This window comes from Glutamicibacter sp. AGC84, assembly GCF_053543575.1.
Window position 1 is genome coordinate 18,302 of sequence record NZ_JBLVOC010000014.1, and the last position, 11,080, is coordinate 29,381.

12 protein-coding genes and 2 riboswitches are annotated in these 11,080 nt (G+C 59.7%); of the genes, 5 read left to right on the forward strand and 7 right to left on the reverse strand.

The window, feature by feature from the left end; all coding sequences use genetic code 11:
- Positions 1-45: 45 nt before the first annotated feature.
- From ACNPN0_RS08770 to ACNPN0_RS08790, 5 genes are all read right to left on the reverse strand, one after another.
- Positions 46-936, reverse strand: a complete 891-nt coding sequence (locus tag ACNPN0_RS08770) for a DUF4031 domain-containing protein (protein ID WP_133833232.1) — start codon at positions 934-936, stop codon at positions 46-48.
- 43 nt (positions 937-979) lie between these two features.
- Positions 980-1,270, reverse strand: a complete 291-nt coding sequence (locus tag ACNPN0_RS08775; RefSeq protein ID WP_038990044.1) for a WXG100 family type VII secretion target — start codon at positions 1,268-1,270, stop codon at positions 980-982.
- Positions 1,271-1,381: 111 nt separating this feature from the next.
- The gene (locus ACNPN0_RS08780) at positions 1,382-2,920 is read right to left on the reverse strand and encodes a sensor histidine kinase (RefSeq protein WP_332498331.1); all 1,539 of its coding nucleotides are present in this window, start codon (positions 2,918-2,920) and stop codon (positions 1,382-1,384) included.
- A gap of 52 nt (positions 2,921-2,972) precedes the next feature.
- On the reverse strand, positions 2,973-3,680 hold the full coding sequence (locus ACNPN0_RS08785; protein ID WP_105659125.1) for a response regulator transcription factor: 708 nt from the start codon (positions 3,678-3,680) through the stop codon (positions 2,973-2,975).
- Positions 3,681-3,738: 58 nt separating this feature from the next.
- The gene (locus tag ACNPN0_RS08790) at positions 3,739-3,957 is read right to left on the reverse strand and encodes a hypothetical protein (protein WP_105659126.1); all 219 of its coding nucleotides are present in this window, start codon (positions 3,955-3,957) and stop codon (positions 3,739-3,741) included.
- Between the two features lie 254 nt (positions 3,958-4,211).
- Here ACNPN0_RS08790 and ACNPN0_RS08795 point away from each other — a divergent pair, with 254 nt between their 5' ends.
- Positions 4,212-4,595, forward strand: coding sequence for a cold-shock protein (locus ACNPN0_RS08795; RefSeq protein ID WP_038990235.1), 384 nt, complete (start codon positions 4,212-4,214; stop codon positions 4,593-4,595).
- Positions 4,596-4,598: 3 nt separating this feature from the next.
- A complete protein-coding gene (locus tag ACNPN0_RS08800; RefSeq protein WP_448938306.1) occupies positions 4,599-5,207 on the forward strand; it encodes a DUF3027 domain-containing protein in 609 nt (202 codons plus the stop codon).
- Between the two features lie 74 nt (positions 5,208-5,281).
- Here ACNPN0_RS08800 and serC read toward each other — a convergent pair whose 3' ends face one another.
- Positions 5,282-6,403, reverse strand: coding sequence for a phosphoserine transaminase (gene serC / locus ACNPN0_RS08805; protein WP_448938305.1), 1,122 nt, complete (start codon positions 6,401-6,403; stop codon positions 5,282-5,284).
- A 260-nt stretch (positions 6,404-6,663) separates the two neighbouring features.
- On the opposite strand from serC, the gene ACNPN0_RS08810 reads away from it, so the two are divergent.
- The 3 genes from ACNPN0_RS08810 (at position 6,664) to ACNPN0_RS08820 (ending at position 9,793) form a co-directional block, all read left to right on the forward strand.
- Positions 6,664-7,362: a metal-dependent transcriptional regulator gene (locus ACNPN0_RS08810; protein WP_105659129.1), complete on the forward strand. Its 699-nt coding sequence runs from the start codon at positions 6,664-6,666 to the stop codon at positions 7,360-7,362.
- A 104-nt stretch (positions 7,363-7,466) separates the two neighbouring features.
- Positions 7,467-7,617: riboswitch (cyclic di-AMP (ydaO/yuaA leader) on the forward strand.
- 4 nt (positions 7,618-7,621) lie between these two features.
- Positions 7,622-8,668 carry a M23 family metallopeptidase gene (locus tag ACNPN0_RS08815; RefSeq protein WP_448938304.1) on the forward strand — a complete coding sequence of 349 codons (1,047 nt, stop codon included), beginning with the start codon at positions 7,622-7,624 and terminating at the stop codon, positions 8,666-8,668.
- Positions 8,669-8,791: 123 nt separating this feature from the next.
- A riboswitch (cyclic di-AMP (ydaO/yuaA leader) is annotated at positions 8,792-8,962 on the forward strand.
- 3 nt (positions 8,963-8,965) lie between these two features.
- Positions 8,966-9,793 (forward strand): C40 family peptidase, encoded by an 828-nt coding sequence (locus ACNPN0_RS08820; protein WP_105661598.1) that lies wholly within the window; start codon positions 8,966-8,968, stop codon positions 9,791-9,793.
- A 166-nt stretch (positions 9,794-9,959) separates the two neighbouring features.
- Here the strand turns inward: ACNPN0_RS08820 and ACNPN0_RS08825 are convergent.
- Positions 9,960-11,080 (reverse strand): IS1249 family transposase (locus tag ACNPN0_RS08825; RefSeq protein WP_448938882.1); only part of this gene is annotated, 1,121 nt, incomplete at its 5' end.

Here is an 11,080-nt window from a genome sequence, read left to right on the forward strand (position 1 = left end):
AGGGATCCGGGCCCATCGGCCGTTTAACTTAGGACAAGCGTTGCACTATAGCCAGCTGTGCAGCAGCTCCAGCTCGGTGCCCAAATTGTTCCGCGCGCGCTGCTCCCAGCGCCGGGATCCGGCTTGGGTGCCGTAGATCAGTTCTTTCTCCAACAGGCCGCTGAGGATCTTGCTGCGCCCGGAAGCAAGCACATGGCGGGGAAGATGCCCGTACTCCTTGTAGATCGCCTCGGCGTAGCGCTGGTAGGCCGGAGCGGGGCGGGCCAGGACCTCCAGATCGGCATCGCAGAGGATATGGCCCAAGCGATCGGTTTCTGCCGGGGCATGCTTGGCGGTGAGCATGACCAGCCCGCTGACCTTCGAGACGGCACCAGGGGAGAGGACTCCCCACAGCCGTTCACGGGCCAAGGTGGCCGACTTGAACTCATCCTCGCTGGTTCCAGCGTAGACGGCGTCGTGGAACCACGCAGCGAGTTGGAGCAGCATGAGCTCTTCGGGATCGGCCTGGCCTTCAGCCAGCCAGTCGATGGCTTCGAGCACCGAGAGCAGATGCACCCGGTCGTGGTAGTGGCGATGGCTCTCGGACCAATAGCCCAACAGCTCGGTTCCGAGCTGAGGCTCGGTGGGCAAGGTGCGGGACCAACGCCGGGTGAGGACGGTTCCCAGCTTCTCCGGACGGTATTTGGCTGGTATCCGAATCCCGGACTTGACCAGTGCGCGGACCAGCTCGGATCCGGAGACTTCAAGGGCGCCAGCTGCCACGAGCCGATCGTAGCGTTCGCGAGGCACATCGTAGTGATCCCGGTCGAAAGCTCGGCGGGAGATTTCTTGCTGCCCGGCGAACTCATGGAGTTCAGCCAATGAAGTATCCGACACCAAGTGGGCAAAGAGCGTGCCGTGGGCAGGCCAGCGCGGCGGGTCGATCAGAATGCTCATAAGGCTAAGCCTACTGATCAACCGGCCGTCGCGCCTGCGCTTTTCAGTAACGGAACAGCGAGGTGTTGACCTGCTCGACCTCTTCGTACTGCATGGAGGCATGGTTCAGGGCCGTGGCAATGCTGCTCAGCGCCTCTTCGATCTGCACATGGGTTGAGCGCCACTCGGCCACGATCGACTGGAAGGAGGCCGCGGCGGAACCCTGCCAGGTGCTTTGCAACTGGTCCAGGTTCATCTGCATGGTCGAGACCTCATTGCGTAGCCGGTCAATGGTGTTCATGACGGCCTGGGATTTAACCTGCATCTCGCCGGTGTTGGTGGAGAACGTACTCACTGGAATCGTCCTTTCTGGAATGAGCGGTTTGATCACTGATGCACTCACCTTAGAAACACCACACCCCGTGCCGGTCAAAACCGGCACGGGGTGTGGAGAAAGCCAATGGCGCTAGTCTTCCGTATCGTCGACTTCCGGTGCTTTCGGTTCGCGCAGCGGCACGTAGGGCATGGAGATGGACATCGTGGCGCCGCCGCCAGGGGTATCTGCCAACGCCACCGAACCTCCGTGCTGCTGGACGATGGCCGCAACAATGGCCAAGCCCAGGCCGGAACCGCCGGTCTCGCGTTGGCGCGAGCTATCGGAGCGGTAGAAGCGTTCAAAAATGCGCTTGGAATCCTCGGCCGGGATGCCCGGGCCGTGGTCGCGGATTTCAACGACCGCGTCCAGCGTTCCAGCTACCAATGAGCGCACGCCGACAGCAATTTCCAAGGGGGAACCTTCCGGGGTATAGCGCAGCGCGTTGGTGAGCAGGTTGGCGATGATCTGCCGGATGCGGGCATCATCACCGACGGTGCTCGCTGGGCTGGGGCGTTCGGACACGAGCCCCACAAGTTTGACGGTACGGTCCGGTGCACGGACCTTGGTGTCTTCCACCGCGTCCTGGCCCAGGACCAGCAAATCCACTGGCTGCTTTTCCATGGGGCGCTGCTCGTCCAGGCGGGCGAGCATCAAGAGGTCCTCAACCAGGCGGGCCATGCGCTTGGATTCGCTTTCGATGCGGCCCATCGCCGAGTCCATGGCCTCCGGATCCGCCAGCCCGCCGTAGCGGTAGAACTCCGAATAGCCCTGGATGGTGACCAACGGGGTACGCAGCTCATGCGAGGCGTCCTGGATAAAGCGGCGCATCTTCTGCTCGGAAGCCTCGCGGTCGTTGAACGCCTTTTCAATTTGGGCCAGCATGGCGTTGAGCGAGCGCGAGAGCCTGCCCACTTCGGTCTCCGCGGGATAGTCCTTCACGCGCTGGGACAGATCGCCATCGGCGATCATCGACGCAGTGCGCTCCACATTGATCAGCGGCTTGAGCGAACGCCCAGTGAGCCCGTAGGCGATCATCGACATCAGCAGGGCCGCAAGCGTGCCGGTGGAGAGCACCAGCACCGCAGTTTGGTTGACGGTACGGTTCACATTATCCAGCGGCATGGACAAGAACAGGTTCAGCTCGCTGCTCTTCAACGGGATCATCACCGTACGCCAACCAGCGGAAGTGGGGAAGGCACCGGGGACCGTGGCAGGGGAGTTCGGGTGGGCTGCCAGCTGCTGGATCTGCTCCATATTAAGCAGCGGCAGGTCCGTGCCGTTGGAAGGGCCGACCCGCGAACGCGGCATCACGTAGACGATCTCGCCGTCCTGGTCGCGAATGTCAGCGTAGGCGCTGCTGAGCCCGAGCAGCGTGGCATCGACATCCAAGGCGTCATGGCTGCCGTTGTCCTCGTTCAAGGAGTAGAGGTAGGCCTTGTTCAGCCCGTAGGCCATCGTCGACTTGGACACGTTCAGCTGCTTGTCGATCTGACTGGTCATCGCGATCCTCAGCGTATGCGCCGAACCGATAGCGGTAGCGAAGATCGCGACGATCATCAGTCCAAACATGACCGCGACCAGTTTGGTCCGCAACGAGGTGCGACGCCACTGGGCTCGAAATGACTTCATATGCTGACTTTACAAGGCCTTCAATTATTGGCGCGGACCGTTACGTGTGCCGTTAGCGGCGGTCTGGGGTGCGCATCAGGTAGCCCACGCCGCGCTTGGTCTGGATCAGTGCAGGCCATTCCGGGCGGTCCACCTTGCGACGCAGGTAGGAAATGTAGGATTCCACGATCGAGGCATCGCCGTTGAAGTCGTATTCCCAGACATGGTCCAAGATCTGCGACTTGGACAGTACGCGGTTCGGGTTCATCATCAGGTAGCGCAGCAGCTTGAACTCGGTGGGGGACAGGTCAATGATCTCCCCGGCACGGCGCACCTCGTGGGCGTCGTCATCCAGCTCAAGGTCGGCCACGATGATGGTCGCGTTCTCGTCCTCGCCATTGGCGGTACGACGCAGGACGGCACGGATGCGGGCGACGACTTCATCCAGGCTGAATGGCTTGGTGACATAGTCGTCGCCGCCGACGGTCAAGCCGGTGACCTTGTCGCTGGTGTCGTCGCGCGCGGTCAGGAACAGCACCGGGAAGTGGCGGCCAGCGGCGCGCAATTTCCGGGTAATGGTGAAACCGTCCATGTCCGGAAGCATGACGTCCAGGACGGCCAGGTCCGGCTCTTCGGCTTCAACGGCTGCGAGGGCTTCGCGTCCGTTGGCAGCAGCGACAACTTCGAAGCCTGCAAAGCGCAGGGAAGTGGAGAGCAGTTCGCGGATATTCGGCTCGTCATCGACAACGAGAAGTTTTGCCTCAGCAGTTTTTGGACTCATGAATTACAGTGTGCCGAAGAAGTCTGGGAGTCCGCTGAGTGAATGCTGAAGCGAGTGGCTAGCTTTTTCGGCGCCTGGCGACGTTTCCGAAGACCACGATGGCGGCCAGGATGAATGCCGTTGGCAAGCCCAAGCGCGCAAAGAGCATCAGCAGCGGCGGGATGGCGATCTCCTGGAAGTAGAAGACGAGGGTTCCGACCAGCGCCAAGGCGGAAAGGATGGCGATGATGATCGCCAATCGGGAAAGTGCAGTCATGGTTTTGGATGAATCGCTCACGCTACCAAGTTTAGCCCCGGAGCCATGGGCGACAGGCGGAATGCGAAGATTGCCGGGCAAAGATGAATTCACCGCGCGAGAGATGACATAATCTTAGATAAAGGACTTGAAGCGATCCAGCAGATTGAGCACCCGGCAAGAAGCAGAGAAGAATTCCGGCAGTGGCTCCGCTGGATCGCACATATGAATATGCATGGCGCTGAGCAGGCCTCGGCCATGCAGCTTAGCTACAAGAACGAACGAGGTAAATGATCATGCCTAGCGGCAAGGTTAAGTGGTACGAAAAGGCCAAGGGCTTCGGCTTCATCACCGCCGAAGATGGCAAAGAGATCTATGTCAATGCCGCGGCATTGCCCGAAGGCGTGCATGACCTGCGCCCCGGAACCCGCCTGGAATTCGGCGTTGCCGAAGGCCGCCGCGGTCCACAGGCACTGAGCCTGCGCTTGCTCGAAGCCGCCCCATCGGTCGCACGTGCCAAGCGCAAGAAGCCCGAGGACGAGGCAGTGCTGATCGAAGATCTTATTAAGCTGCTCGACAACGTTTCCAATAGCTTGCGCAATGGGCGTTATCCTGAACAGGCATATGGCAAGAAGGTTGCTACCGTACTTCGTGCGGTAGCCGACGATCTGGACGCATAAATAATGGCCCGTAAACCCAAGTTGGACACCATCCTCGCCGAGGCAGTGGATACTGCTCGCGGCGCGCTCGCAGAAATTGCCGGTGCGTCAGAAGTCGGCGAACACCTAGGCGTCACGGCGGAAGGTGAGCGACTTGTCACCCATCGTTTTGTCTCCCATAAGTCGGGATATCAAGGATGGACCTGGTTCGCCACGCTTGCGCGGGTCTCACGGGCAAAATCCAAGGACCTGACGGTTTGCGAAGTAGGCATTATTGCAGGGGAGCAGTCATTGCTCGCTCCGGCATGGGTGCCATGGGCCGACCGCCTGGCAAAGGAAGAGATTGAAGCGGCCAAGGCCGCCGAAGCCGCAGAGGACTTGGCCGGGACCGAAGGGGAAGCCGACGGTCCTGAAGCCACGGAGCCAGCGAAGGAGCCGGATCCATCGGATCCAGGCGCCGAGGCCCAGGATCCGCAGACCGAAGCCGAAGCGGACGGCGCCGAAAATGACGATGACGCTGTGCAGCAGCATAAGTCGCCGGCACGCCGCCAGGTACGCCGCCGTCGCACGGCGCAGCGCACCGCAGCCCGTCGACGGGCAGCGCAGCGTAATCGCACGCGCAAGGAAAACTAGGCAATAGCGGCAAAGACCTTCGCACAACGATGATGAATCGTTGTGCGAAGGTCTTTGGCTTTAATCGAGGGTTCTTAGAGCTGCTCGATCACGTAGTCGATGCACTTGAGCAGTGCTTCGACGTCGCTTGGCTCGATCGCAACGAAGGTGGCGATTCGCAGCTGGTTGCGGCCCAGCTTGCGGTATGGTTCCACGTCGACAACGCCGTTAGCGCGCAGTGCCTTGGCAATTGCCGAGGCATCGACCGAGTCATCGAAGTCAATGGTGGAGATGACGTTCGAGCGGTGCGCTGGGTCGGCCACATAAGGGGAAGCGATTTCGGAAGCATCGGCCCAAGCCCGGATCATCCCAGCGGACTGTGCCGTGCGCGCTGCAGCCCACTTCAGGCCGCCGTTGGCATTGATCCACTTGATCTGCGCATCCAGGCCCACAAGAGTGGTCAGCGATGGCGTGTTATAGGTCTGGTTCTTCAAGGAGTTATCCAGCGCGGTCGCCAGGTTCAAGAAGTCGGGGATCCAGCGGTCGGTTGCTGCGATTTCCTCGATGCGGGCAATCGCGGCGGGAGAAACGAAAGCCAGCCACAGGCCGCCGTCGGAAGCGAAGTTCTTCTGCGGAGCGAAGTAGTACACGTCGGTCTCGGACAGATCCACGTCCAGGCCTCCGGCGGCGCTGGTGGCGTCAATGACTACCAGTGCATCGTCGTTGGCGCCAGCAACGCGCTTAATCGGCGCCGCGGCACCGGTTGAGGTCTCATTGTGCGGCCACGCGTAGAGGTCTACGCCGGCTTCGGCAACGGGTTCAGGCACGGTGCCCGGCTCGCCGACAATGATGGAGGAACGTTCCAGGAATGGAGCCTTGTCGGTGGCTTTGGCGAACTTCGAGCCGAATTCGCCGAAGGACAGGTGCTGCGCCTTGGAACGGACCAGGCTGAATGCAGCGGCATCCCAGAACGCGGTGGATCCACCCACGCCGAGAAGAACTTCGTAGCCCTCTGGCGCGCTGAACATTTCCTTCAGGCCGTCCTGAACCGAAGCTACGAGGTTCTTGACCGGAGCCTGGCGGTGGGAGGTGCCCAGCAGTTCGGCGCCGGCATCGACGATGGCCTGGATCTGTTCTGCGCGAACCTTGGAAGGTCCTGCACCGAATCGACCATCGGCGGGCAGAAGGTTTTCTGGAATGTTGATATCCGTGCTCATCGCGCTCCTCTTGTAGCGATAGATTGAAGTGCCATAACGGCCACCATTACCCATGGTTTGGAATATTGACAGATAGCCTTGGCGTTTCAATAGATATCTTCGCAAATAGCGGGGTGTCGTGAGAAAAGCGCGTCGGTCGGTTACGCCGAGGGCTTGGCGGGTTACAGGGCTTTCTGCAGCTCCGACCAAGTAGAGTGGGATATCGACGCCACGTAAATTTCGAGCGAACTTAATTGTTGTGACTTCCAGGAGCGACTGCCGTGTCTGATCTTATCGATACAACCGAGATGTATCTGCGTACCATTCTTGAGCTTCAAGAAGAGGAAATCGTGGCACTGCGCGCCCGAATTGCAGAGCGTCTTGGCCACTCGGGCCCAACCGTGTCGCAGACGGTTGCTCGCATGGAACGAGACGGCCTGGTTATCGTATCGACCGATCGCCACCTTGCTTTGACCGAAAAAGGTCACGAGCTGGCTACGGGCGTGATGCGCAAGCACCGCTTGGCGGAGCGCCTGTTGTCGGACATCATCGGGTTGGACTGGGAGTACGTGCACGATGAAGCGTGCCGCTGGGAACACGTGATGAGCGAACGCGTCGAGCGTCGGCTCTTTGATCTTCTGGGCAAGCCAACAGTGTCGCCCTACGGCAACCCAATTCCGGGCCTGGAAGTCCTCGGTGGCCCCAATGTGGGCGAAATCTCACATGAAGTAGAGAACTTGGATGATGCCCTGCTGTCCGGAAACATCGGCCCAGTGGCAATTGAGCGCCTGGCCGAACCGATCCAAACGGACCCAATCCTGCTCGGACAACTGAACGAAGGTGGAATCCGCCCAGGTGCGATTGTCACCTTGGAGCGCGCCGACGACTACGTTGTAGTGCGCGTGGACGGCATCGAAGGCGCTCTGGAGCTGCCGGTCGAGGTCAGCGCACACGTATTTGTAAAGTCTCAGAAAAGATAACGAAATTGTAACTTTCGGCGTTGACAGGTAGCGTTAAGCCTTGGAGCTAGCGATCTAGTTAGCTCTATCCATTTTTGGTGCGACCGCCTAGTGTTGCCCTGCGCCAGAAACGGTCACCAAATCTTGAGGGCAATAACGGGGGACCCACTTTCCGGCGTGCAAACGCCTTGGGGTGAAGTTCTGCGACAAGCAGGCCGGCTGATTCTCAATAGCCGAACCCGACAGCTAACTTCGTAGGCGCAACAGTGAGAGGAATGTTTTGGTAGAAACCAAGACTGCGGGACGTCGCCGCGCTGCCGGCGTCGAAGTAGATGTGATTGCAGAAGTCACCGCTTCGACTGCTGAGCGTAACGGCGGGCGCCGAGCAGCACGTGCTGCTGCCACCGTCCCGATGATTGCACCGGTCAAGCCGGTACATGAAGATTTCGTTGGTCGACGATTCGACTCCATGCAGCGCTACGGTGTTGCTCCTAACCAGACCCTGCTGGCCGGCAAGGCTACCGCGAGCAACGTCGTTGCATTGCCAGGAGTTGTTCAAGCCCCTGCCAGCAAGCCTGCCCCGATTGAAGCCGCAGGCAATGTCGAGTTCATTTCGAGCCTCAAGTCCAAGGTTCAGAAATCCGCCCACCGTGGATTCGCCCACAAGGTGGCAGCCGTAGCCGCCGTTTCGGGTTTGGCGCTTGCCGCTGTAACTCCACAGCTCTCCGGCAGCGCGGAAGAGAACAAGGCCGTTGAGGTCGCAGCTCAGCGCACCGCCACTTCCGCAGTTGTAGATGTAACTGCACCAACCGGAAATGCGGAACTGTCCGTGGAGCGCGCAGCTTTGACCTCCGAGCTGAACACCGAAGTTGCCAAGGAAGAGAAGTTCGCCGAGATCATGACCGCTTCGGGCGGTAGCGTCACGGCCATCAAGGACACCTCGGGATTGCTCGGCGCACCGGTCACCACGAAGCGCATCACCTCCACGTTCGGGCACCGCAAGAATCCAACCGGTCCAGGTTTCATGATCCACAGCGGCACCGACTACGGTGTGCCAAGCGGTACCAAGGTCTACGCGGCAGCTGACGGTGTTGTGACTGTCTCGGGTTGGGCTGGGCACTCCGGCAACCGCATCACCCTTGACCACGGCAACGGCCTGGAGACCGGTTACAGCCACAACAGCCAGCTGGTTGTGAAGGTTGGCCAGAAAGTTAAGCGCGGTGACGTTGTTGCGTTGGCCGGCAGCACTGGCAACTCAACCGGTCCTCACGTGCACTTCGAAGTGATCGTTGACGGTCAGTTCAAAGACCCAGCAGGTTGGTTATAACGACGTTCGTCACCATTCCGTAATCAAAACGTGACATTTCAAAAAACTTCCTATAGTCTTATATGCGTGCCATGGGGATCCCTGGGCATCATTGCGTGAGAACCGAGCACTGCCAACACGCAATGAGTAGTTATACACAACTCGTACGGCAGTGGCGGGGGAACCAATATCGGGTCGTTAGTTTTGGCTAACAACCCTAGGGGTGAAGTGGATAGAGAAGGCAACTTCGAATCCACCGAGGTAACTCCACTTCGAACCCGACAGCTTACCTCGTAGGTATCAAGGAGAGGCAATATTTTGACCAAGAGTCATGCACGCGGACGTCGCCGCGCCGACGTTCCACGCACCAACTCGCTACAGGCGATTTCACAGGCCGTAGCATCCAACGCTGGCTCGGTAGGCCGCCAGGCCGCCGTTGTCGCTGCAGCATCCGGCTTGATCGTCACTCTGGGCGTGCCTGGCCAGGCAACTGCACCACGTGACGTTTCTGCATCGCCTGTTGACACCATCAATCCAGAGCGTGTTGCAGTCAAGGCAGTAAAGGTAGCTGCTGACAAGAAGGCTGATGTCGCAATCGAGCGTGCCAGCTTCACCGCTGAAGAGAAGCCAGAGCCTGTTGTCATTGCAGTTTCGAATGACATCACCCCAACTACCCGCAGCAGCAACTCGGGTAACTCTGATTCGATGGCCCCGATGACTCGTCAGAGCCGTTCGGGTGGACAGGAATCGGCTCCGCAGCAGAAGGCTCAGCCAAAGGCTGAAACTCCTGTTCAGACCTCCAACCTTTCCGGCATCGCAGGCACCGCTGCCAAGTACGTGGGCGTTCCATACGTATGGGGTGGCAACGGTCCAAGCGGCTGGGATTGCTCCGGCTTCGTCAAGTACGTCTACGCGCAGCACGGCATCAACATTGCTCGCGGCACCTCGGCCATCCTCGGATCCGGCCAGTTCGTCCGCACCAGCAACCCTAAGCCAGGCGACTTGGTATTCCAGAACGGTGGCGGCCACGTCGGCATCTACCTGGGCGGCGGCCAGATGATCGGCGCGCAGAACCCAACCGTGGACACCATGATCCACTCGGTTTCGCGCAACCCGCTGTACGGCTACTACACCCTAGCTGGCTAAGCTTCAAAGCTTTTCATAGGCCATCGGATGAGAAAGACATCCGATGGCCTATGTTCGTTTAACCAGTTGAACTCTGGGCATCAGAACGATGAAAAGAAGGGCTATAGGCAATAAAGTGTGTCTGACCCGGGCGTGTTCCCGGGCCAGACAACCTTAAAACCCGGCTCTAGTAGATATTCCTCATCCACCCACTGCGAATGAATTGCCCATCCTCAGTGCTGGCGCCAGTGCCATAAAGCTCCGGGCCGATTGGTGCTTCATCAACCATGTGCTGCGCCCTCTTCTTCGCTTCGGGAGTGTAATGCTCCGGGCGCAACAGTGTCCGCAAGGCCGGGCGGTTCCCTTCATCCGCATGCGTCCAGCAGAACCACTCGCACGCCCGCCGGCGATGCTCAATGGGCATCCCTCGGTGATAGAAAATCATGGCCCGGATGCCGGAGTTCACCGCACCTTCAATCATGTTCGTCGTCGCGTTGATCCCCAAGCCGTTCAGATCTGTATCCAGGTAGGTGAACAGGTGCCCGCGTCGCAGGGCGTTGTTCATGGACTCGTAGGCGCTGCGTAGCCGATCGTGGGTGTACCACCACTTGCGGTTGCGTCGCAGGCCCCGCGGCCAGGCACCGGACCAGTCAGCAGCGTAGGTGCGTTCATTGATCAGCTCGTGGTTTTCGGCATGCCACGAGGCGAAGGCGGCAATCCATTCTGCTGCGGCTTCCTGCGTCCGGATTTTCGTGAGTTTCAGGCTCAGTCGACGTAACGACTTCCCTGCAGGCAAACGCGGATTCAGGGTCAGGTAGGTGCGCACGTTGCGCTGGATATGCACCAAGCAGCGTTGAATTTTCACGTTCGGCCAGAACTCTTTGAGCGCTTTCATCAGGCCTGATCCGCCGTCGGTCACCACGACTTTCGGTTCGGGGAAATGCTGCAGCAACACGGTCCAGGCCTCGGCTTTTTCGCGGTCGCACCACTGCCATCCGATGACACGTCCGTGAGCGATGGCGATCAGCAGGCACCAGCCTTGGCGCAGATAGATGCCGTCGACTTGGATCTCGTCGAAGACCTCGCCGGTGTGATGCAGGTAGGGGTGCACGTTCCAGCACCAAGCGGTCTGATGCCGGAAGGTGCGGCCGGTTCCGCCGCCGAATTCGGCTTGGGAATGTTTGCTCATCAGCCAAGTGACGAAGCCGGTGAGTTGGTTGCGGGCGGTGGTGTCTTCGCGCTTGAAAACGGTGCTGGCATTGCAGGTGATGCAGCGCCAGCGCTGGGTTCCTTTGGAGGTGGTTCCGT

What these genes read in the sequence shown, in the direction of transcription:
- ACNPN0_RS08800 (WP_448938306.1), top strand. Translation starts at nt 4,599, where the DNA reads ATGGCCCGTAAACCCAAGTTGGACACCATCCTCGCCGAGGCAGTGGAT.
- serC (WP_448938305.1), bottom strand. Translation starts at nt 6,403, where the DNA reads ATGAGCACGGATATCAACATTCCAGAAAACCTTCTGCCCGCCGATGGT.
- ACNPN0_RS08770 (WP_133833232.1), bottom strand. Translation starts at nt 936, where the DNA reads ATGAGCATTCTGATCGACCCGCCGCGCTGGCCTGCCCACGGCACGCTC.
- ACNPN0_RS08785 (WP_105659125.1), bottom strand. Translation starts at nt 3,680, where the DNA reads ATGAGTCCAAAAACTGCTGAGGCAAAACTTCTCGTTGTCGATGACGAG.
- ACNPN0_RS08780 (WP_332498331.1), bottom strand. Translation starts at nt 2,920, where the DNA reads ATGAAGTCATTTCGAGCCCAGTGGCGTCGCACCTCGTTGCGGACCAAA.
- ACNPN0_RS08795 (WP_038990235.1), top strand. Translation starts at nt 4,212, where the DNA reads ATGCCTAGCGGCAAGGTTAAGTGGTACGAAAAGGCCAAGGGCTTCGGC.